Source organism: Pseudomonas sp. P5_109 (assembly GCF_034009455.1).
GTDB lineage: Bacteria > Pseudomonadota > Gammaproteobacteria > Pseudomonadales > Pseudomonadaceae > Aquipseudomonas.
Genome location: NZ_CP125380.1, coordinates 4,788,927 through 4,810,372, shown reverse-complemented (window position 1 = coordinate 4,810,372; position 21,446 = coordinate 4,788,927). Strand labels below are relative to the sequence as shown.

Annotated in this window: 25 protein-coding genes; 16 read left to right on the top strand and 9 right to left on the bottom strand. The window is 62.0% G+C overall.

Features of this window, described 5'->3' with window-relative positions; all coding sequences use genetic code 11:
* Positions 1-44 precede the first annotated feature (44 nt).
* Positions 45-239, bottom strand: a complete 195-nt coding sequence (locus QMK54_RS21420) for a hypothetical protein (protein WP_008052996.1) — start codon at positions 237-239, stop codon at positions 45-47.
* Between the two features lie 394 nt (positions 240-633).
* Positions 634-999: a hypothetical protein gene (locus QMK54_RS21415; protein WP_103395354.1), complete on the bottom strand. Its 366-nt coding sequence runs from the start codon at positions 997-999 to the stop codon at positions 634-636.
* 246 nt (positions 1,000-1,245) lie between these two features.
* Between QMK54_RS21415 and QMK54_RS21410 the strand changes: the two genes are divergently transcribed.
* Together QMK54_RS21410 and QMK54_RS21405 are read left to right on the top strand one after the other, a co-directional pair.
* Positions 1,246-2,064 (top strand): shikimate 5-dehydrogenase, encoded by an 819-nt coding sequence (locus QMK54_RS21410; RefSeq protein ID WP_223594415.1) that lies wholly within the window; start codon positions 1,246-1,248, stop codon positions 2,062-2,064.
* 9 nt (positions 2,065-2,073) lie between these two features.
* Entirely contained in the window at positions 2,074-2,592 is a 519-nt protein-coding gene (locus tag QMK54_RS21405) for a cupin domain-containing protein (protein WP_320401293.1), read from the top strand.
* Between the two features lie 157 nt (positions 2,593-2,749).
* Here QMK54_RS21405 and QMK54_RS21400 read toward each other — a convergent pair whose 3' ends face one another.
* On the bottom strand, positions 2,750-3,394 hold the full coding sequence (locus QMK54_RS21400; RefSeq protein ID WP_104447906.1) for a YceH family protein: 645 nt from the start codon (positions 3,392-3,394) through the stop codon (positions 2,750-2,752).
* Positions 3,395-3,693: 299 nt separating this feature from the next.
* Here QMK54_RS21400 and QMK54_RS21395 point away from each other — a divergent pair, with 299 nt between their 5' ends.
* From QMK54_RS21395 to QMK54_RS21350, 10 genes are all read left to right on the top strand, one after another.
* A complete protein-coding gene (locus tag QMK54_RS21395; RefSeq protein WP_320401292.1) occupies positions 3,694-4,434 on the top strand; it encodes a glycosyltransferase family 2 protein in 741 nt (246 codons plus the stop codon).
* The gene (locus tag QMK54_RS21390; protein ID WP_110660501.1) at positions 4,431-4,709 is read left to right on the top strand and encodes a lipid-A-disaccharide synthase N-terminal domain-containing protein; all 279 of its coding nucleotides are present in this window, start codon (positions 4,431-4,433) and stop codon (positions 4,707-4,709) included. The genes QMK54_RS21395 and QMK54_RS21390 overlap by 4 nt, the downstream gene beginning before the upstream one ends.
* A 3-nt stretch (positions 4,710-4,712) precedes the next feature.
* The gene (locus QMK54_RS21385; protein WP_223594411.1) at positions 4,713-6,122 is read left to right on the top strand and encodes an ArnT family glycosyltransferase; all 1,410 of its coding nucleotides are present in this window, start codon (positions 4,713-4,715) and stop codon (positions 6,120-6,122) included.
* Between the two features lie 150 nt (positions 6,123-6,272).
* Entirely contained in the window at positions 6,273-7,445 is a 1,173-nt protein-coding gene (locus QMK54_RS21380; RefSeq protein ID WP_223594410.1) for an acyl-CoA dehydrogenase family protein, read from the top strand.
* Positions 7,442-8,635, top strand: coding sequence for an acyl-CoA dehydrogenase family protein (locus QMK54_RS21375; RefSeq protein ID WP_223594409.1), 1,194 nt, complete (start codon positions 7,442-7,444; stop codon positions 8,633-8,635). Before QMK54_RS21380 ends, QMK54_RS21375 begins: the two co-directional genes overlap by 4 nt.
* Before the next feature lie 13 nt (positions 8,636-8,648).
* Positions 8,649-9,431 carry an SDR family oxidoreductase gene (locus QMK54_RS21370; RefSeq protein ID WP_110660505.1) on the top strand — a complete coding sequence of 261 codons (783 nt, stop codon included), beginning with the start codon at positions 8,649-8,651 and terminating at the stop codon, positions 9,429-9,431.
* 2 nt (positions 9,432-9,433) lie between these two features.
* Positions 9,434-9,892, top strand: a complete 459-nt coding sequence (locus QMK54_RS21365) for a MaoC family dehydratase (RefSeq protein ID WP_110660506.1) — start codon at positions 9,434-9,436, stop codon at positions 9,890-9,892.
* A gap of 29 nt (positions 9,893-9,921) precedes the next feature.
* Positions 9,922-11,124 carry an acetyl-CoA C-acyltransferase gene (locus tag QMK54_RS21360; RefSeq protein WP_110660507.1) on the top strand — a complete coding sequence of 401 codons (1,203 nt, stop codon included), beginning with the start codon at positions 9,922-9,924 and terminating at the stop codon, positions 11,122-11,124.
* Positions 11,125-11,514 (top strand): steroid Delta-isomerase, encoded by a 390-nt coding sequence (locus tag QMK54_RS21355; protein WP_110660508.1) that lies wholly within the window; start codon positions 11,125-11,127, stop codon positions 11,512-11,514.
* On the top strand, positions 11,511-11,945 hold the full coding sequence (locus QMK54_RS21350; RefSeq protein ID WP_223594408.1) for a nuclear transport factor 2 family protein: 435 nt from the start codon (positions 11,511-11,513) through the stop codon (positions 11,943-11,945). The genes QMK54_RS21355 and QMK54_RS21350 overlap by 4 nt, the downstream gene beginning before the upstream one ends.
* A 353-nt stretch (positions 11,946-12,298) precedes the next feature.
* Here the strand turns inward: QMK54_RS21350 and QMK54_RS21345 are convergent, their stop codons facing one another.
* Both QMK54_RS21345 and QMK54_RS21340 read right to left on the bottom strand, forming a co-directional pair.
* The gene (locus QMK54_RS21345) at positions 12,299-12,796 is read right to left on the bottom strand and encodes an SRPBCC family protein (protein ID WP_223594406.1); all 498 of its coding nucleotides are present in this window, start codon (positions 12,794-12,796) and stop codon (positions 12,299-12,301) included.
* Positions 12,797-12,809: 13 nt separating this feature from the next.
* Positions 12,810-13,586, bottom strand: coding sequence for an SDR family oxidoreductase (locus QMK54_RS21340; RefSeq protein WP_223594404.1), 777 nt, complete (start codon positions 13,584-13,586; stop codon positions 12,810-12,812).
* Positions 13,587-13,855: 269 nt separating this feature from the next.
* Between QMK54_RS21340 and QMK54_RS21330 the strand changes: the two genes are divergently transcribed.
* From QMK54_RS21330 to dmpG, 4 genes are read left to right on the top strand one after another with little or no spacing between them, the layout of a single operon-like run.
* On the top strand, positions 13,856-14,686 hold the full coding sequence (locus QMK54_RS21330; RefSeq protein WP_110662568.1) for an alpha/beta fold hydrolase: 831 nt from the start codon (positions 13,856-13,858) through the stop codon (positions 14,684-14,686).
* The gene (locus QMK54_RS21325) at positions 14,683-15,474 is read left to right on the top strand and encodes a fumarylacetoacetate hydrolase family protein (protein ID WP_223594403.1); all 792 of its coding nucleotides are present in this window, start codon (positions 14,683-14,685) and stop codon (positions 15,472-15,474) included. The genes QMK54_RS21330 and QMK54_RS21325 overlap by 4 nt, the downstream gene beginning before the upstream one ends.
* Positions 15,475-15,492: 18 nt before the next feature.
* Entirely contained in the window at positions 15,493-16,401 is a 909-nt protein-coding gene (locus tag QMK54_RS21320; protein ID WP_223594397.1) for an acetaldehyde dehydrogenase (acetylating), read from the top strand.
* Positions 16,402-16,414: 13 nt separating this feature from the next.
* A complete protein-coding gene (dmpG, locus tag QMK54_RS21315; RefSeq protein ID WP_223594393.1) occupies positions 16,415-17,449 on the top strand; it encodes a 4-hydroxy-2-oxovalerate aldolase in 1,035 nt (344 codons plus the stop codon).
* A 65-nt stretch (positions 17,450-17,514) separates the two neighbouring features.
* Here the strand turns inward: dmpG and QMK54_RS21310 are convergent, their stop codons facing one another.
* The 4 genes from QMK54_RS21310 to QMK54_RS21295 form a co-directional block, all read right to left on the bottom strand.
* The gene (locus QMK54_RS21310) at positions 17,515-17,682 is read right to left on the bottom strand and encodes a hypothetical protein (protein ID WP_177336459.1); all 168 of its coding nucleotides are present in this window, start codon (positions 17,680-17,682) and stop codon (positions 17,515-17,517) included.
* 730 nt (positions 17,683-18,412) lie between these two features.
* Entirely contained in the window at positions 18,413-18,961 is a 549-nt protein-coding gene (nudE, locus tag QMK54_RS21305; RefSeq protein ID WP_320401291.1) for an ADP compounds hydrolase NudE, read from the bottom strand.
* Between the two features lie 87 nt (positions 18,962-19,048).
* Complete coding sequence (locus QMK54_RS21300; RefSeq protein ID WP_007986294.1) at positions 19,049-20,179, bottom strand: helix-turn-helix transcriptional regulator; 1,131 nt, start codon at positions 20,177-20,179, stop codon at positions 19,049-19,051.
* Positions 20,180-20,315: 136 nt separating this feature from the next.
* Positions 20,316-21,359, bottom strand: coding sequence for a Rieske 2Fe-2S domain-containing protein (locus tag QMK54_RS21295; RefSeq protein WP_110661781.1), 1,044 nt, complete (start codon positions 21,357-21,359; stop codon positions 20,316-20,318).
* Positions 21,360-21,446 lie beyond the last annotated feature (87 nt).

The window sequence follows — 21,446 nt, the reverse complement described above, 5'->3', positions numbered from 1 at the left end:
ATAGTGGTCATTGATGCCAGCGGGGGCAAACGACCGTTGGTCGGTCAGCTGACCACCTGATCGAGCATATGAACCACTTCCTGCTCGTTGAGCAGGCCCTTGCGCACCAGGCTTTGCGTCAGCAGCGAGAGAAACTTGGCGCTGCGATGACCTTCCAGGTGCTTGAGTTCGGTCAGTGCGTTGTAGACCTTGCTGGAGGTGCACAGACCGACGATGCGGTGCGGGTTCTGCGTTGGCATGTGGTCGTCCTTGTTGTTATCAACCTGTTTTCGACGGACAGCAGCGAGCTTGCGCAACTGTCATGACAAAAATATGACCGTTTAATGCCGCACGGCAGAAAACCGGTCGAGTCCATCTTGCCAATTTTCGCCACGCGCACTGTCCCGATAGCGACCTTGGCGAGATTTATCCAGACCTGTACCGACAGACGGCATAAAAAAACATTCTTCAGGCAAACCCTGTAGGAGCCGGCTTGCTGGCGAGGGACTCAAACACACCGCGTTTATCTGGATCACACGCGTTATCGTTAACGACCATCGCCAGCAAGCCGGCTCCTACAGGAGATTGCGTGGCCTTTGAACCAATGAAAGCCCGAAAAAAAGCCCCGCTGTATCAGCGGGGCTATATGAGTTCTTACCAGCGGCCGTAGTGAGGGCCGTAGTAGCCGCGCGGCGGACCGTAGTAGCCACGGGGTGGTCCGTAGTACACCGGCGCCGGGCGGTAGTAGATCGGTTGTTGCACGTAGACCGGGGCCGGCTGGTAGTAGACCGGCGGCGGTGGTGCGTAATAAACCGGAGGCGGTGCTGCGTAGACCGGTTGCGGCGCGACATAGACCGGGCGGTTGGCGTTGATCAGAGCCGAGCCAACAATGGCAGTACCGACGATTGCGCCAAACACCGCTGGGCCCTGCCAGTAATTACCACCACCATGGGCTTGCGCCTGTCCTGCGATAGCGAGGGCGCCGATCAGCAAGGCTACTGTGGGGATTTTACGGATCATGATAGTTCCTCGGTTCTTCAACCCGGCGCCTGTGTCTGCGATAGACCCAGGGATTGTCGCGGGGATACTTCTAAGACAGCGTTTTTTTGAAAATCGGCACGGCCGTTGGGTAAATTTTGTGTAAGGTCTGTACCGACTTTCTTACCGACCTGTGTAAGCCCATGTAATCAGGCTTATATGATCGATCAGAACCCGATGGAGGGCTAATCCCGTCCATCCGAAAAGTGCATTTGAAGGAGCTTTCCCATGCAGATGAACCCCAACAAAGACACCCAACTGTGCATGTCCCTCTCAGGGCGTCCCGGGAACTTTGGTCTGCGTTTTCACAATCATCTGTATGAACAACTGGGCCTGAATTTTTACTACAAGGCCTTTGCCAGCCAGGACCTGACGGGCGCCGTTGCCGGCATTCGCGCCCTGCGGATTCGTGGCTGTGGCGTGTCGATGCCGTTCAAGGAAGCCTGCATTGCCCTGGTGGATGAACTCGACGCCTCTGCCGCCGCCATTCAATCGATCAACACCATCGTCAACACCGAGGGTCATCTCAAGGCCTACAACACCGATTACATCGCCGTTGCCCAGTTGTTGGAAAAACACCAGGTGCCCAGGGACTCGACCTTTGCCCTGCGCGGCAGCGGCGGCATGGCCAAGGCCGTGGCGAGCGCCTTGCGCGATGGCGGCTACGAAAACGGCCTGATCGTGGCCCGTAACGAGCGCGCCGGGCAGGCGCTGGCGCAGTCATTGGGGTATGAGTGGCAGCTGGAGCTGGGGAGTCGTCGCCCGCAGATGCTGGTCAACGTCACGCCGATCGGCATGACGGGAGGGCCGGAGGCAGAGCAACTGGCCTTTGCGCCTGACGTGATCGAAAAAGCGCAAACTGTGTTCGATGTGGTGGCGATTCCCTCGGAAACACCATTGATCGTGCGTGCTCGTGCCGAAGGCAAACGGGTCATCACCGGGCTGGAAGTGATCGCGATCCAGGCGCTGGAGCAATTTGTGCTCTATACCGGAGTGCGGCCGACGGATGAGCAATTCCACAAGGCCGTGGCATTTGCCCGCAGCTAGGAGGTGGCCATGCATCCCCCCATTCTCAATTTGAACTCGGTCGAGCTTGAACCGCTGCCCGAAGCGTTTGCGCCGACCGGTGAAACCGCCGGTCGCTATCAGCAGCGCCTGGCCCGTGTCGGTCAGCAACTGGGGGCGCAAAAGCTGGGTTATCGCCTGTATGTGCTGGAGCCGGGCATGCGTGGCAGCCCGTTTCACAGCCATCGGGTCAATGAGGAAATGTTCTACGTCGTGGCCGGGGAAGGGGAGGTTCGCCTGGGGGCCGAACGCTTTCCAATCCGCGCCGGTGATGTGATCGCCTGTCCACCGGGCGGGCCTGAAAAGGCCCATCAGATCATCAATACCAGCAACGGCGAGTTGCGCTACCTGGCCGTCAGCACCCAGAAATCGCCGGAGATCTGTGAGTACCCGGACTCCGGCAAATATGCCGTGATGGATGACTTCAAGGTCGATGCCGAGGGTAATGCGTCAGGCTTTGTTGCGGTGGCCCGGCAAGAGGATGGGGTGGATTACTGGGACGGCGAGTAGCGGTACAGGATGGCGGTTACTTTGTGGCGAGGGGGCTTGCCCCCGTTGGACTGCGCAGCAGTCCCATTTTTTGGGGCCGCTTCGCGACCCAACGGGGGCAAGCCCCCTCGCCACATAAGCTCGCGCCTACAGGTTTTGTGCCAGGCAAACATCCAGGCTATTCCAGCCGAGCCAGCCTTTCTTCCAGCGCCGCAATCCGTGCTTCCAGCTCTTCGATGCGTTCAACCGAAACCCCACTGCTACCGCGTTCGGACGGGTTTTGCCGCGCGGCCATGATCGCTTCGATATCCGCCGGGTCGCCCAAGGCGTGGGTATAGCGGTCTTCGCGCTGGCCGGCCTGACGTGGAATCAGCACCGCCAGGCCCCGGGCAATCAGGCGTTCGAGTTGATGCACGACCTGTTCGGCGTCTTCGAACTCATGCATGCGGCCGCTGCGGGTCAGCAGTTCATTGACGGTCTGCGGGCCGCGCAAAAACATCAGCCCGGTCAGGATCACCTGCGCCGGCACCAGTTCCAGGGCCTTGTCGACCTTGTGTTCCCAGCGGTCGGCACGGCTGCCCATCACCAGCCTGGTGAAGCCGCGTCCTTCGAGCGCGCGCAGGCTCTGGCCGACCTGGCCCGGCGTCAGGTTCATCACAGGTTCGCGGCTGGTTTTCTGGTTGCAGGCAATCACCAGGGCATTGAGGGTCAGGGGATAGGTTTCCGGGCTGGTGGCCTTTTTCTCGATCAACGAACCCAGAATGCGGATTTCCGTACTGTTGAGCCGCGGCTCGTCGAAGGTCGTCTCTTGTTCAGTGCTCATGGTTGTGCGTCCTTACCCGGTTCATGATTTTCTCTCGCGTGGATGCACTTTAGATTGGCAGGCGCCAATGGCAACCGAATTCGTTGCTCCACCGCGCGAAAGGACAAAAAGCGCATGAAATGTTAACGCCATTTTTACAATTGGCCGGGCACCGTATGCGTGCCGCGCGAGCGCGGCTGTATTGACTGAATTTCGTTGGCACCAGCGCCCTGAAAAGCTGAACCCTGCATCGAGTCGGCCGGTGTACTACACCTTCATTCGCCTCTGATAAAAGAAATCCAATAAAGGCGAGAGACTCCATGAACCAAGACATTTTTGTATCCGTACTGATTCCCGCCAAGAACGAAGCGAACAACCTCAAGCCATTGCTTGAAGAAATAAGTGTGGCGCTGGCCGCTGAGTCGTACGAAATCATCGTGGTCGACGATGGCAGCACCGACGCGACCCTGCATGAACTGCGGCAGATTCGCCAAAACGGCTTGAACACCCTGCGCATCCTCCATCACGAACGTTCGCTGGGGCAGAGCACTTCGCTGTACCACGCCGCCCGTGAAGCCCGTGGGCAGTGGCTGGCGACCCTCGATGGCGACGGCCAGAACGACCCGGCGGACATCCCCGGCATGCTCGCGCTGGTGCGCGGCGAACCGGGCAAGGTCGATGTGCAACTGGTCGCCGGGCACCGGGTCAATCGCCGCGACACCGCGAGCAAACGCTACGCCTCGCGGTTCGCCAACAACCTGCGTCGGCGCTTGCTCAAGGACGCCACCCCGGACACCGGTTGCGGCCTGAAGCTGATCGAGCGCGCGGCGTTCTTGCGCCTGCCGTATTTCGATCACATGCATCGCTACATTCCGGCGCTGATCCAGCGCCATAACGGGCGCATGATCGTCCACCCGGTCAACCACCGGCCACGTACGGCCGGGGTGTCGAAGTACGGCAACCTCGACCGCGCGCTGGTCGGCATTCTCGATTTGTTCGGTGTCTGGTGGCTGATCAAGCGCACGCGCCTGAACACCATTGCCCAGGAGATCGAAGGATGAATCTCTCCCGCGAAGCCTTGTGGCTGATCGTCGGTTTTGTCGGCCAGATCGCCTTCACCGGGCGTTTCGTCTTGCAGTGGCTGTACAGCGAGTACAAGAAACGCAGCGTAATCCCGGTGAGCTTCTGGTACCTGAGCATCGTCGGCAGCACCTTGCTGCTGGCCTACGCCATTTACCGCGAAGATCCTGTGTTCATCGCCGGGCAGGCCTTTGGCTCCCTGGTCTATTTTCGCAACCTGCAGTTGATCGCCAAAAGCAAAAGCCTGAAGGAGTAGGTCATGCGCGGATCGTTATCGACCCGAAATATTACGTTGCTCGTGGTTATCGCGGTTGCGTTGCTGTTTTTCTGGGGACTGGGCAGCGTGCCATTCCTCAGTGTCAACGAGGCCCGCCGCGCCGTGACCGTGCGCGAAATGCGCGAGGCAGGGAGTTGGCTGCTGCCTTATATGAACGGCGACTTGTACTTGTCCAAGCCGCCGTTTTTCTATTGGGCCGGCCTGGTTTCGACCGCGGTGCTGGGCAGCTTGTCCGAGTGGAGCGTGCGCCTGCCTTCGGCGCTGGCTGCCGCCTTGTGCTGCGTTGGCACCTATCTGTACGGCGTTCGGCAGGCGGGGCGGCAGGTCGGTTTGTTCGCCGTGGTGTTCCTGGCCGCAAACGGTGCCTTCAGCCTGTTCGCACGGCGCTCGGAAATCGAGATGCTGTTGACCCTGCTGTGCTTCGGCGCACTGCTGGCGGCCTGGCAGTTCATTTTCCTGCAAGGCCGGGCTTTGTGGAGTCGGCTGAGCTACGTACTTTTAGGCTGCGCCCTGCTGACCAAAGGACCTGTTTGCCTGTTGTGGGTGACGGCACCGATCCTGGCCTATGCCCTGATCTACCGCGACGCCCGGGCCAAGGCTTACCTGTGCGACGGTTGGGGCTGGCTGATCGCCGTAGTGCTGGGCAGTTCCTGGTACGTGGCGGTGTCGATGAGTCAGGGCTGGGGCATCTGGGCCTCGATCATCAGCGAAGACATCGTGAAGAAGATCGACGGGCAGGGCGCCGAGGCCTGGTACGCCTACCTGCTGTACCTGGCCGGTGATTTCTTCCCGTTCTGGCTGATCGTGTTTGTGCAGCCACGCAAGTTCTGGGCAATGATCCGCTCGCGCCGCGAGGCCGGCATGTTGCTGTGCTGCAGCCTGTTGCCGCTGCTGGTGTTTTCCCTGTTCACTGAAAAGCATGGCAAGTACCTGTTGCCGGTTTATCCGTCCTTGGCGTTACTGCTGGCGATGCACTGGTCGGCGCTGCTCGATGATCTGAAGGGGCGCTGGCGCACGGTCCTGGCCGTTGTGCCCTACGTGATGCTGGCCGGGTTCGTGGTGTTCTACATGTTCGTCGAAGCACGGGTTTTGTCGCACCGGTTCGGTGGTCTTGAGCAGGTGGCCACGCTGGCCGATGGGCAGCCGGGGCAGAAGGCTTATACCCTCGGTGAGCCGGATATCCGCCTGGTCTACTACATGGGCCGGCCGGTGGCGCCGCTGACGGTGGCGCAGTTGCAATCAGAGTCCCGTCCGGCGGGGTTGCTGTTTGTGCAAGAACCCCTCGCACCGGAACTGCAAAACCTGGCGTCGTGCCAGGTCGGTGAAGTCAACCCGTACCTCAAGCCGCACCGTTCAGCGCTGCTGGTGCGCATGGGCGGAGACTGCCGCTGATCGGCTTCGCCGGCGAACACAGGCGCCAGCACATCACCCGTTCGGACTAGGCAGGGCTAACGATTCTGCCGCGTCCGGGCGGCGCCAAACTTCATGCTCAAAGGGGTGTTGCGCCACGCGCGCCCCGCCAAACGAGCAGAAGGCGCCGCGATGGAGTTTGCATTCAGCGACGAACAGGAAATGATCCGCGCATCGGCCGAGGGTTTCCTCGCCGATGTCTCGGATTCCGCCGCGGTGCGCGCGGCGATGGTCAGCGAACGGGGTTTCGACGAAGCCCTCTGGCAGCGTCTGTGCCAGGAAATGTACTGGCCGGCCATTCATATCCCCGAAACCTACGGCGGCCTGGGCCTCGGCTTTGTCGAGCTGACGATCCTGCTGGAACAGATGGGCCGGCGTTTGCTGTGCTCACCGTTTTTCGCCACCGCCTGCATGGCCACGCCCGCACTGTTGCTGGCCGCGAATGAAGAACAGAAGCAGCGCTGGTTGCCGTCGATCGCCGACGGCAGCGTGACCGCGACCCTGGCGTTCAGCAGTGCCAATGGCTGGTCCGCCGACGACGTCCAGGCAACGGTGGTGGCCGAGGGCGACGGCTTTGTCCTCGAGGGCACCCTCAAGCATGTGCTCGATGGCCATGGCGCTGACCTGTTGATCATTGCCGCGCGGCAACCCGCAAGCACTGGCGAAAAGGGCATCAGCCTGTTTGCCGTGAGCGCGGAGCGGGCCGGCATCGAGCGGCAGATGCTGCCGACCATGGACCAGACCCGGCGCCAGGCGCGGATCCAGCTCAAGGGCCTGTACCTCGAAGCCGACTGCCTGCTGGGTGAATTCGGCAACGGCTGGTCGCACCTTGAGCGGGTCCTGCAACTGGCCTGCATCGGCCTGGCCGCCGAGCAGACCGGCGGTGCGCAGCAGGTACTCGACCTCAGCGTGGCCTACATGCAGGAGCGCCAGCAGTTCGGTCGCCCGATTGCCAGTTTCCAGGCCCTCAAACACCGGGCCGCCGACATGATGCTGCAAGTCGAATGCGCGCGTTCGGCCAGTTACTACGCCGCCTGCGTGGCCCAGGAAGTCCTCGACCCGCAGGGTGATCCGCAGGTCGCGGCCGAACTGCCGCTAGCGGCGGCGCTGGCCAAGGCGCAGTGCTCCGAGACCTATTTCTCCTGCGCGTCCGAATCGATCCAGTTGCACGGTGGCGTCGGTTTCACCTGGGAATACGACCCGCACCTCTACTTCAAGCGCGCCCGCGCCAGCGAGAGTTTCCTCGGGCTACCGGCCTGGCATCGCGAGCGCATTGCTTCGGTGATTCTTGGAGAGCAGCCATGAAAATCAGTTTTAGCGAGCAGGACGAACGCTTCCGCCAGGAAGTCGCCGACTGGATGAGTGCCAACCTTTGCGGTGAGTTCGAGGCCCTGCGTTTTCGCGGCGGTCCAGGCGATGAGCACATGTTTCCCGAGGAACGCAAAGCCTGGGAACGCAAACTCGCCGAAGGCGGCTGGACCTGCGTCGGCTGGGCGCCGGAGCATGGCGGGCGTGGCCTGTCGATCACCCAGCAAGTTATTTTCCACGAGGAATATGCCCGCGCTGGCGGCCCCGGTCGCATGGGCCATATCGGCGAAGGCCTGGCCGGGCCGACCATTGCCGCGTTCGGCACGCTCGAACAGCAACAGCGCTTTTTGCCGGGGATCGTCAGCGGTACGTCGTTCTGGTGCCAGGGCTATTCCGAGCCGGGCGCCGGTTCCGACCTGGCCAACGTCAAGACCCGTGCGACGCTGGATGAAGCGACCGGCCAATGGCTGATCAACGGGCAAAAAGTCTGGACTTCCCTGGCCCACGAATCGGATTGGTGCTTTGTCATCGCCCGCACCGAGCCGGGCAGCGTCGGCCATCGTGGCCTGTCGTTCCTGCTGGTGCCGATGGCCCAGGCGGAAATTACCGTACGACCGATCGAGCAACTGACCGGCACCTCGGAATTCAACGAAGTGTTTTTCGACGATGCCCGCACCGACGCCGCCAACATCATCGGCGCGCCGGGCGAAGGCTGGAAGATCGCCATGGCGCTGCTCGGCTTTGAGCGGGGCGTGTCGACTCTTGGCCAGCAGATGCAGTTCCAGAACGAACTCAACGAAATCATCGCCATCGCCAAGACCAATGGCGCCGACCGCGACCCGATCCTGCGCCAGCGCCTGGCCGAAGCCTGGAGCGGGCTGCGGATCATGCGCTACAACTCGCTGCGCATGCTCTCGGGTAGCCAGGACGGTTCGCTGCGCAAAGAGGCGACCATCTACAAATTGTTCTGGTCGACCTGGCACGCCAGCCTCGGCAAGTTGGCAATGGATGTTCTCGGCGCCGAGGCGGAACTGCTCGAAGCCGGGCCTTATCAGTTGACCCGTTTGCAGTCGCTGTACCTGTTCAGCCGCGCCGACACCCTGTACGGCGGCAGCAACGAAATCCAGCGCAACATCATCGCCGAGCGTGCCCTGGGCATGCCCAAAGAGCCGCGTCCGCGCGCCTGAAAGGAGAGAGTTCATGTCTGTACCTCAATATGTTGAAGGTCGCGGCCTGCTGCGTGGCAAGTCGGTGTTGATCACCGCGGCGGCGGGGGCCGGGATCGGTTTTTCCGCTGCTGTGCGTGCTGCCGAGGAAGGTTGCCGCGCGCTGATGATCAGCGATATCCATGAAGGCCGGTTGGCCGAGGCGGTGCTGAAAATCCGCGAAACCACCGGGCTGCAACAAGTCTTCGGCCAGGTCTGCAATGTCGCCGACGAAGCCCAGGTGCAGCAACTGGTTGCCTGCGCCGAGCGCGACCTGCAAGGCGTCGATGTGTTGATCAACAACGCCGGGCTTGGCGGCTCGCGCTTGCTGGTGGACATGGCCGACGAAGAGTGGAATCGGGTCATCGATGTGACGCTCACCGGCACCATGCGCATGACCCGCGCCATGCTGCCGAAAATGATGGAGCGCCGTGCCGGGGTGATCGTCAACAACGCCTCGGTGCTGGGCTGGCGTGCACAGAAGGAACAGGCGCACTACGCCGCCGCCAAGGCCGGGGTCATGGCCCTGACCCGCTGCGCAGCGGTCGAGGCCGCCGACTACGGCATCCGCGTCAATGCGGTCAGCCCGAGCATTGCCCTGCACGATTTCCTGCGCAAATCCGCGCCCCAGGCGGTACTCGATCAACTCGCCGCCAACGAAGCGTTCGGCCGCGCTGCCGAAGTCTGGGAAGTGGCCAACGTGATGATGTTCCTGGCCAGCGACTACAGCTCCTACATGACCGGCGAAGTGTTGTCGGTGTCCAGCCAGAGGGCGTGACCATGCCACGTATTTTCGACACGCCGATGGCCTTGTTCGAGGCCGTTGGCGAATCACTCGGCGCCAGCGACTGGCTGCTGCTGGAGCAGGACCGCATCGACCAATTCGCCGATGCCACTGGCGATCACCAGTGGATTCACGTCGATCCGCTCAAGGCCGCCAGCGGCCCGTTTGGCGCCTGCATTGCCCATGGTTACCTGAGCCTGTCGCTGGTGAACCTGTTTTTGCCGCAGATCGTCGAGGTCCGTGGCCTGGCCATGGGCGTCAATTACGGCTGCGAGCGGGTGCGCTTTCCTTCGGTGGTGCGCGTCGGTTCGCGGGTGCGTGGCAGTGCGCAACTGATCGCGGTCGAGGAGGTGAAGGGCGGCGTGCAGGCGACCATCCGCGTCAGCGTCGAAATCGACGGCGAGGAACGCCCCGGCTGCGTGGTCGACACCATCAGTCGCTATTACCCGGCCTGACCTTCAACAGCATTTTCGAGGATTCCAGCATGAAAGAAGCCGTCATCGTTTCGACCGCCCGTACCCCGATCGGCAAGGCCTTTCGCGGTGCCTTCAACGACACCGAAGCCCCGCAACTGGGCGGCCATGTGGTACGCGAAGCCGTGCGCCGCGCCGGCATCGAGCCAGGTGAAGTGGACGACGTGATCATTGGCGCCGCCGCGCAACAGGGTACGCAGTCCTATAACCTGGGGCGCCTTTGCGCGATTGCCGGCGGCCTGCCGGCATCGGTTGCCGGGATGGCCGTCGAGCGCCAGTGCTCGTCGGGCCTGATGAGTATCGCCATGGCCGCCAAGGGCATCATGTGCGACGAAATCGACATCGCCGTGGCCGGTGGCCTGGAGTCGATTTCCCTGGTGCAGAACAAACACAAGAATCTCTATCGCAACCAGTCGGGTTCGGTGATCGAGCTGGACCCGCACGCCTATATCCCGATGATCGAAACCGCCGAGATCGTCTCCGCGCGCTACGGCATTACCCGCGACGAGCAGGACGAATACAGCTACCAGAGCCAGCTGCGTACCGCACAGGCCCAAAGTGCCGGGCGCTTCGACCGTGAGCTGGCGCCGCTGGCCAGCCGCAAGGCACTGTTCGACAAGGCCACCGGCGAAACCCGTTATGAAACCGTCACCTTGCTGCGCGACGAGTGCAACCGCATCGACACCACCCTCCAAAGCCTGAAGGCGCTGGAGCCGGTATGGCCGGGTGGTCAGTGGAGCGAAAAGGGGCGTTTCATCACCGCCGGCAATGCCTCGCAGTTGTCCGACGGTGCGTCGGCCTCGGTGTTGATGAGCGCGAAAATGGCCGAGAAACGTGGCCTTGAACCGCTGGGGATCTATCGCGGCATGGCGGTCGCCGGCTGCAACTCCGACGAGATGGGCATCGGCCCGATCTACGCCATTCCCAAGCTGCTCAAGCGCCACGGCCTGACCATGGACCACATCGGCCTCTGGGAGTTGAACGAAGCGTTCGCCTGTCAGGTGCTGTACTGCCGCGACACCCTGGGCATTCCGGCCGAGCGCCTGAACGTCAACGGCGGGGCGATTTCCATCGGCCATCCGTTCGGCATGTCCGGGGCGCGCATGGTCGGCCATGCGCTGGTTGAAGGCCAGCGTCGCGGCTTGCGTTACGTGGTGGTGAGCATGTGCATCGGTGGCGGCATGGGCGCGGCAGCCTTGTTCGAGGTGGTCTGAATGATCAGCGCACAACAAATCCAGGCGACCATGGCGCGTTATGTGGAACTGGTGGATGCCGGCGATATCGACGGCATCCTAGCGCTCTACGCCAAAGACGCCACCGTTGAAGACCCGGTCGGCCAGGCGCCATTGCAGGGCATCGACGCCATCGCGCGTTTTTACCGTGAAGGACTGGGGGCGATGAACGTCTCGGCGACCCAGACCGGGCCGGTGCGCGCGACGCTCAACGGTTGCGGCGCGATGCCGTTCCGGGTCGACATGGAGTGGGGCGGGCAACCGTGCTCGCTGCATGTGATCGACGTGATGGAGTTCAATGTCGACGGCCAGATCCGCTCGATGAAAGCCTTCTGGAGTGAGGTCAACGTGACCGCGCGAGGTGCGGCATGAATCTGGAACAGCGTATCGCCCGCCTGGAGGCGCTGGAGGACATCCGCCAGCTCAAGCATCGTTACCTCAACGCCTGCGACCTCAAGCAGGTCGAGGTGATTGCCGACTGCTTTGCCGAAGGTGAAGTGCTGATCGATTACGGGCCGTTGGGGATCTTTCGTGAGCGCGACAGTTTTGTCGCGCTGTACCGCGAACTGGCTTGCCATGAACGGGTGATCGATCTGCATCATGGTGCCAATCCGGAAATCGAGGTGCTGAACGAGGACCAGGCCCAGGGCCGTTGGGCCTTGTGGTATTTCAATCTGGATGGCGAGAACGGGGCGACGCGGCAGCTGGGTGGGTTCTATCAGGACCGTTACCAGCGTGTTGCCGGTCAATGGAAGATCGTCGCCACCCGTTTTACCGCTCACTCGGAAGTGGCGCGTTCCTGACGACCGCCGCAATCCCTGTAGGCGCTGGCTTGCCAGTGATGGCGGCGTGTCAGGCGACATTGAGGCTGGATGTTCCGGCCTCATCGCTGGCAAGCCAGCTCCTACAGGTTTTGTGGTGACCCCGGTATTTGCAACCACCCACAATCCCCTGTGGGAGCGGGCTTGCTCGCGAAGGCGGCGTGTCGGGCAATATTGATGTTGGATGTGCCGGCTTCATCGCTGGCAAGCCAGCTCCTACAGGTTTTGTGGTGACCCCGGTATTTGCAACCACCCACAGGATTATTGGGCGACCCCGGGATTTGTGCTTGGCGGCAATCCCCTGTAGGCGCTGGCTTGCCAGCGATGGCGGTGTGTCAAACGACATCTATGCTGGAGGTGCTCAACGTCATATCCGGATTCTGTGTCCGGCCGGTTTCGTAGTAGGCCTTGAGGTTCTCGGCGATCTGCCGCACGACTTTGTTGAAGGCTTTTCCCAAAAGTAATTCCATCAGCCTGCCACCGCGCAGGCTGTAGCGCATTTGCAGGGTGATGCGGGTCGCATTGCCTTCGGGCTGCAAGGCATAGCTGAACGTGGCTTCGCGAAACGGGAAGGGCGAGCCATTGGTGCCTTTATGTAAAAGCAATTCGAAGCCGGTGCCTTCCTGCCATTGCATCACGCTTTCATCCAAAAACTGGCCACCTTTGCGCAGCACTCGGCGACTGGCGCCAACGCCTTCGTGTGCACCGGGGTGAAAATGGCAACCGGTGAGCCCCGGCACATAGTGCGGGGCCAGGCTCAGGTCGCGCAGTTTGGCCCACGCCACCTGAGGAGACAGCTCAAGTCGTACGCTGTGGCTGGCAATTGCGGACATGTCGGGGCTCCTGTCATGAATGGGATTGGGCTGCATCGAGAAACGCCGGGCGTTCGCCGGCACCGTGCACCGCGATATCCGCGCCGCTGACGTAACGGGCCAGCTTCGAGGCCAGGTACAGGCAGGTGTCGCCAATGTCCTCCGGGGTCGCCAGGCGTTGCAGCGGGATGGTCGCCGCCACCCGGGCAATACCGGCATCGTCACCATAATGCATGGCCGCCTGCTCGGTGAGAATCAGTCCGGCGGTCACGGCGTTGACCCGCACCTTCGGCGCCCATTCCACCGCCAGTGAAGTGGTCAGGTTCAACAGCCCGGCCTTGGCCGCGCCATAGGCTGCGGTGCCGGGGGAAGGGCGGGTGGCGCTGACGCTGCAGATGTTGATGATCGCACCGCCGTCGGCCTGGGCTTGCATCACCTGATTGGCTTGCTGGCACAGGTTCAGGGGCGCGATCAGGTTCAGGCGGATGATCGCTTCGCTGAAGCGCGGCGAGGCCGTGGCGGCATCGGCGTTCGGCGAGCCTCCGGCGTTGTTGACCAGCACGTCGAGGCGGCCGAAGCGCTCGACGATCTGTGCGATCAGGCCTGCGGATTGTTCGACATCGCGCAGGTCACAGGCCACGAACAACGCCTCGCGCCCACCGCTGGCAGGCAAGGTCTGTGGGGCTTCGCGACCGCAGATCACCACCTCGGCGCCGCATTCGAGAAAGCGCTGGCTGATGCCACGCCCGACGCCTTTGCCACCGCCGGTGACCAGTACCACTTTGCCGCGAAAGTCCATAGGATCAAGCATGGGAATTCTCTTTTTTGTCGCTCGGGAATGCCGTTGATGCTAGGTCTGTGGTCCCTGTAATCCAACGTCCGATGAGACTAGAGACTTTGTAGGAGCGAGCTTGCTCGCGATGGACCTGAGAACACCGCGGGGTGTCAGGCATCCAGCGTCATCGTTGACGACCATCGCGAGCAGGCTCGCTCCTACAGGGGTGTAGTCCTGTCGGACGATGTTGTGCGCCCGGCCCCTCGGAATAATCCGGGTACAACAACAGGCCGGGAGGACACCTTATGGGCGCTTCAGCGCAAGGGCACTTCGTTACGCTGCCGGATGGTTTGCAGCTGCACTATAAAGACACCGGTGGCAATGGCGAGCCGGTGATTTTCATCCATGGCAGCGGGCCGGGCGCCAGCGGTCACAGTAACTTCAAGCAGAACTACCCGGAGTTTGCCGAAGCCGGCTATCGAGTCATCGTCCCGGACTTGCCGGGCTACGGCGCTTCGGACAAACCCGACACCCTCTACACCCTGGACTTTTTCGTTGCCGCGCTGAGCGGTCTGCTCGACGCCCTGGACATCCAGCGCTGCGTGCTGGTCGGCAACTCCCTGGGCGGTGCGATCGCGATCAAACTGGCCCTCGACCAACCGCAGCGTGTCAGCCGTCTGGTGCTGATGGCGCCCGGTGGCCTGATGGAGAAAGAACAGTATTACCTGCAGATGGAAGGCATCCAGAAAATGGGCGCGGCCTTCGCCAAGGGTGAGCTGAACGATGCGGCGGGCATGCGTCGCCTGCTGGCCCTGCAACTGTTCGACGAAACCCTGATCAGCGACGAAACGGTCAACGAGCGCGTTGCCGTGGTGCAACAGCAACCGGTGTGTGTGCTGTCGACCATGCAGGTGCCGAACATGACGTCGCGCCTGGCCGAACTGCAGTGCCCGATCCTCGGCTTCTGGGGCATGAACGACAAGTTCTGCCCGTCCTCCGGTGCCCAGACCATGCTTGAAAACTGCACCAGCATCCGTTTCGTGATGCTCAGCGAGTGCGGGCATTGGGTGCAGGTCGAGCACCGTGATCTGTTCAACCGCCAGTGCCTGGCATTTTTTCAGGAGGCCCGCGGATGAGCGTGCAATTGCGCCGTGAGTTCGGCGAAGAGCTTTATCAGGCGCTGCTCAGCGGCTCCACCCTGGCGCCGCTGACCGAGCGCTGGCCGTCGATCAGCATCGAAGACGCCTATCACATTTCCCTGTACGCCATTGAGCGTCGGGTGGCGGCCGGTGACCAGATCGTCGGCAAGAAAATCGGCGTCACCTCGGCGGCGGTCCAGCAGATGCTCAACGTGCATCAGCCGGATTTCGGCTTCATCACGCGGCAGATGTCGTTCGATGACGATGCGCGGATTTCCCTGTCGGCGAACAAGTTGATTCAGCCCCGGGCCGAGGGCGAGATCGCCTTCAAGCTCAAGCATGATCTGGTCGGCCCCGGCATCACCGAGGCCGACGTGCTGGCCGCCACCGAGTACGTGATGCCGTGCTTCGAAATCGTCGATTCGCGGATTCACGACTGGCGCATCCGCATCCAGGACACGGTCGCTGACAACGCCTCCTGCGGTGTATTCGTGTTGGGCGACAGCAAGGTCGATCCCCGTGAGCTGGACCTGCCGAACTTGCGCATGCGCGTGTTCAAGAACGGTGAGCCGCTGAGTGAAGGCCTGGGTTCGGCGGTGCAGGGCAATCCGTTGACGGCGGTGGCCTGGCTGGCCAACACCCTGGGCGCCTTCGGCATTCCGTTCAAAGCCGGGGAAATCATCCTGTCCGGCTCCCTGGTACCGCTGGAACCGGCCCGTGCCGGCGACCTTTTTTCGCTGACTATCGACGGCCTGGGCAGTGCCCGGGTGTCTTTCTGCGCCTGACTTTTGGAGTTTGACCCCATGAGCAAAAAACTCAGAGCGGCCATTATCGGCCCGGGCAACATCGGCACCGATCTGCTGATGAAAATGTGCCGATCGGAATGGATCGAACCGGTGTGGATGGTCGGCGTCGACCCTGAATCCGAAGGCCTGAAGCGTGCCCGCGAAATGGGCATCAAAACCACCGCCGGTGGTGTCGACGGCTTGCTGCCGCACGTGCTCGACGATGACATTCGCATCGCCTTCGATGCCACCTCGGCTTACGTGCATGCGGAAAACAGCCGCAAGCTCAACGAACTGGGGGTGATCATGATCGACCTCACGCCGGCGGCCATCGGCCCGTACTGCGTGCCGCCGGTCAACCTCAAGGAGCACGCCTCGAGCCTGGCGATGAACGTCAACATGGTTACTTGCGGTGGCCAGGCGACCATCCCGATGGTGGCGGCAGTGTCGCGGGTACAACCGGTGGGCTACGGCGAAATCGTCGCGACGGTGTCCTCCGGTTCGGTCGGCCCGGGCACGCGGCAGAACATCGATGAATTCACCCGCACCACGGCTGGAGCGGTGGAGAAGATCGGCGGCGCCCGACGCGGCAAGGCAATCATCGTGATCAACCCGGCCGAGCCGCCGCTGATGATGCGCGACACCATCCACTGCCTGACCGATGACGAACCGAACCAGGACGCAATCCGCACCTCGGTGCTGGAGATGGTCCGCGAAGTCCAGCGTTATGTGCCGGGCTACAAGCTGATCAACGGGCCGGTGTTCGACGGGCGCAAGGTGTCGATCTTCATCGAGGTCGAAGGCCTCGGCGATTTCCTGCCCAAGTCCGCCGGCAACCTCGACATCATGACCGCCGCCGGTTTGCGCACGGCCGAGATGTTCGCCGAAGAAGCCCACAAGGGCACCCTGCAACTGCCCGTCCGTTGAGTGGAGAATCCCGATGAATTTGCAAGGTAAGAGCGTCCGTCTGCACGACATGAGCCTGCGTGACGGCATGCACGCCAAACAGCACCAGATCAGTATCGAACAAATGGTCTCGGTGGCCACCGGCCTCGATGCGGCCGGCGTGCCGCTAATCGAAATCACCCATGGCGATGGCCTCGGCGGGGCGTCGCTTAACTACGGTTTCCCGGCCCACAGCGACGAGGAATATTTCGCTGCGGTGATCCCGCAGATGAAACAGGCCAAGGTCTCGGCCCTGTTGTTGCCGGGGATCGGCACCCTCGATCACCTGAGAATGGCCCATGAGCACGGCGTCTCGACCATTCGCGTGGCCACTCACTGCACCGAGGCGGACGTGTCCGGGCAGCATATCGGCATGTCGGCGAAGATGGGCCTGGACACCGTCGGCTTCCTGATGATGGCGCACATGGTCAGCCCGGAGAAACTGCTGGAGCAGGCACGCCTGATGGAAAGCTACGGCGCCAATTGCATCTACTGCACCGACTCGGCGGGCTACATGCTGCCTGATGAAGTGACGCAAAAGATCGGTGCCCTGCGCGCCGGGTTGAATGCCGGGACTGAAGTCGGTTTCCACGGTCACCACAACATGGGCATGGCCATCGCCAACTCCCTGGCCGCGATCGAGGCCGGTGCTGCGCGCATCGATGGTTCGGTTGCGGGCCTGGGCGCAGGGGCGGGCAACACGCCGCTGGAAGTGTTCGTCGCGGTGCTGGAACGCATGGGTGTCAACAGCGGCGTCGACCTGTACAAGATCATGGACGTGGCCGAAGACCTGGTGGTACCGATGATGGACCAGCCGATCCGCCTGGATCGTGATGCCCTGACGTTGGGTTATGCTGGGGTTTACAGTTCGTTCCTGTTGTTCGCCAAGCGGGCGGAGCAGAAGTACGGTATTGCGGCGCGTGAGCTGCTGGTGGAGTTGGGGCGGCGCGGAACCGTGGGTGGCCAGGAGGACATGATTGAAGACCTGGCGCTGACTCTGTCGCGAGCCAGGGGTGTACTGCCGACCTGATTACTGCGGCAACGAAAAAACCACCGATGATTCGGTGGTTTTTTTATGGCCGGTGGAAACCGTGCTCAAGGCAACAGATTGCGCACCACGGGTGGATAGCAATTGATCGCCGTGCTCGAACAGCTGAAGTAGGCCGTGGTCGGTCGGTAGGCTTCATTCTTGAACAGTTGGCACAGACTGGTGGAAGCACCGGCACAGAGGATGATGAACAGAGCACAAGTAGATTTGCGCATGATGGGTCTCGACACGGTTTTATTGTTGTAGAGACAGGTTATTGCGGTAGTTAGCGAGTGGCTTCGTCCGAATGGACTAGGTGATCGATTTGAAGCTGTCCCGCCCCCTGTAGACGCTGGCTTGCCAGCGATGGCGGAGTGTCAGGCGAAGTAAATGTCGGCTGTACCGGCCTCTTCGCGAGCAAGCCCGCTCCCACAAGGATGTTGGGCGATCCCGGGATTTGTGCCTGGCGGCAGTCCCCTGTAGGAGCTGGCTTGCCAGCGATGGTGGAGTGTCAGGCGATGGAGATGTTGGCTGTGCCGGCCTCTTCGCGAGCAAGCCCGCTCCCACAAGGATGTTGGGCGATCCCGGGATTTGTGGCTGGCGGCAGTCCCCTGTAGGAGCTGGCTTGCCAGCGATGGCGGAGTGTCAGGTGATGGAGATGTTGGCTGTGCCGACCTCTTCGCGAGCAAGCCCGCTCCCACAAGGATGTTGGGCGATCCCGGGATTTGTGGCTGGCGGCAGTCCCCTGTAGGAGCTGGCTTGCCAGCGATGGCGGAGTGTCAGGCGATGGAGATGTTGGCTGTGCCGGCCTCTTCGCGAGCAAGCCCGCTCCCACAAGGATGTTGGGCGATCCCGGGATTTGTGGCTGGCGGCAGTCCCCTGTAGGAGCTGGCTTGCCAGCGATGGCGGAGTGTCAGGTGATGGAGATGTTGGCTGTGCCGACCTCTTCGCGAGCAAGCCCACACGTCAGCCGCGTCGGGAGAGGGCGCCCATGGCCATGAACAGCGCGGCAATGGCCCGGGCTTCATGGAGTTCGCCGCGGGCTACCAGTTCGGGGATTTGTGCCAGGGGTACCCGCAGGCATTCCAGGGGTTCGGGTTCGTCGCCTTGCAGTTGGCAGGGGCTCAGTTGTTCGGCCAACACCACCCGGTAGCGGTGGCACAAGTGCCCCGGTGCCAGGGTCAGCTCGCCCAGTTCGGTGAGGCGTTCGGCGCGCATGCCGACTTCTTCGCTCAGCTCGCGCTGCGCTGCCTGCAAGTAGTCTTCATCGGGCTCCGCGCCGCCCTTGGGCAGGCCGAGGATGGTTTTTTCCACACCGACCGCGTATTCGCGCACCAGCAGCACATGCTCTGGATCAGGCATCGCCACCAGCATCACCGAGCGATAACCGGTGCCGCGCAGGCGTTCGTAGACCCGCTGCTGGCCGTTGCTGAATTGCAGGTGCAGGGCTTCGATCTGAAAGTGGCCGCTTTGCGCCAGCAGTTCAGTCTTGAGGATGGTTGGGCAGTTGCGCATGGGGTAGTCCCCTGTTTGGGATTAACTCACTGTGCGCTGTACAACGGGCGCCGCCATCGTCCGAGCGGACGAGGGCGGCAATGAGGGTTAGCCGAGAGTCGCCACGCTGCGCAGGATCAGGCGCACCAGCATGGTCTGGCGGGTCACGCCGGTCTTGGAGAAGGTCGAACGCAGGTGGGCTCGCGAGGTGTTGCGGCTGATGCCCAGCTCTTCCGAAGCCTCGTCGAGGGTCAGGCCGTTGGCCAGCAACATCGCCAGCTGGGTCTCCGCCGGGGTGAAGTCGAACAGGGCGCGAACGATCTCCTGCGGTGCGGTGGACTGTTGTTCCGGGTCACTGATGAAAATCACCACGGTCGGGCACTGCTTGCCTTCGCTCCAGTCGGTCAATGGCACCGAGCGCACGATGATCCCCAGGTCCGCTTTGCCGGATGGCCGCTGCACGCGCAGGGCTTCGACCACCGACGGGTTGCTGCTCTTTTGCGACAGCAGCGATTGTTTGACCAGTCGACGGAATTCCTGGGTATCGCGCGCCGTACCGACCTGCAGGCCATCGTTGACCAGCTTGATGCCGTCCTTTTCCTGAATCAGCCGGTCGGCGACCTGGTTGGTCTGCAGCACCTTGCCGGACTCGTCGAGGATGATCGTGCCGACCGCCATCTGGTTCACGGCGCCAGCGTACAGGTTGCGCTCGGCTTCGATGCGGTTGAGTTGCATGTGGATCTTGATCGAACGTTCCAGGTGCGGAATGAAATGCGTGAGCATGGCCTTTTCTTCATTGCCGAAAGGCTTGTCATCACGCCCGCGGCTGATGCGAATGCGGCACTGGGCACCGTCGACCGTGTTGATGTCGGCGCCGAGAATGTGGAACACGTCCACCGGTTCGAGGAAGTTCTTGTAGAACTCGGAGTTCTGCCAGTCGTCATTGGAGACGAACTCGGCGAGGGTCACGACCTGGCGGTTGGGCAGGTCGACAAAGGGGTCCAGGCTGAAAAAGTGCTTGTTGTACGACGCGGTCGCCTCGGTCGAGGTGCCGGTGGTATTGACCATCAGACCGTCCACGTGGGCGCTGGGCGGGCGCAGGATGAAGGTCACGTACTTGCTGTTCAGATGTACGTTGAGCTGATTGAGAAAGGTGGCCCAGGGAATGTTTTCCAGCGGACCCTGATAGAGGTTGCCGATCAAATCACTGAACGTATCGAGGCTGAGGCTCTGCTGCATAGGGAAAAACCGTTTTTATTATTAGCGTTGGCGGTGGCCGAGAATAAGCGCCGGTATCGACTCCTTGCAACGCTCGGGCTCAGGGCCTGACAGGCGGCTGCCGGTCAGGCCCGGGGCGGGCGAAAAGCCGCTGACGTCAGACCCGTTCGCTGGCCCGCACGACAAACTTTTTGTGTTCGGCAACGTCGGCCGACAGCGCTTCCACATCGGTATAGAACTGCTCGTACCAACGACGCAACTGGTAGACCGGACCGTCGCCGTCACACAGCAGCGGGTTGTCGACGCGGGTCTTGCTGTGCCAGATGGCCACGTCTTCGTAGAAGGCTGCCTGCGCCTGCGCCACGTAGGCCTTGGCCATCGCCTGGTTCTGCTCTTCGCTGAGCCCCGGGATCTTCTTCACCAGCACGCCATAGCGCAGGGTGAAGCTGTCCAGGTCGATCGGCACGTGGCAGTTGAGCAGGATCGAATTGATCGGCTGGCCGTTCATGGCGCCGTTCATTTCGGTGATCTGATAGGCCGGGCCGAAATAGGTGGCTTCGGTGGTCAACACGCTGTCGCCGGACAGGCGCTCACTGCGGGCGCGCATGATCTGGGTGGCCAGGTGGCCCTGGAAAATATTGATGAATTCTTCGACCGGCGCGCCGTGCACAGTACCGAAGTGCGCCATGTCGGCGATGTTGTCGATCAGTTCGCGGCAGTTGGTGCCAATCTGCAGCTCGGCGACTTCCCACGCCGCCCATTCGTCGCTGTAGCAGGCGTCGATGCGCGGAATGCGTTGTTCCGGCAGCGGCGGGTTGCCTTCAGGGTCGTTCCAGACGAACAGCAGCTGGTTTTCTTCCATGATCGGCCAGCTTTTGATCTTGGCCCGTGGCGGAATGCGCTTGGCATAAGGAATGTCATCGCACACGCCATCGGCGCCCCAGCGCCAGGCGTGGAACGGGCAGCGGATCGAGTTGCCTTCAACGCAACCGGTGCTCAGGTCCGCGCCCATGTGCGGGCAGTAGCCATCAAGAATATGCAGTTCGCCGTCTTCACCCTGGAACGCGACCAGACGGGTGCCGAACACCTCCAGGCGGTGAGCCTTGCCGTCGCGGTATTGCGCGGCCAGGCCCAGGCAATGCCAGCCACGGGCGTAGCGGTCTTCCAGCAGTTTGGCTTCGATGCGGTGCAGGGTACTCATCTTATTATTCTCCCAAGGGATCACGGGTTTGGTGCATGTAACGGATTCTGCCGGCCCTGTAAAAGCGGGCATCGTCTGAATGGACGA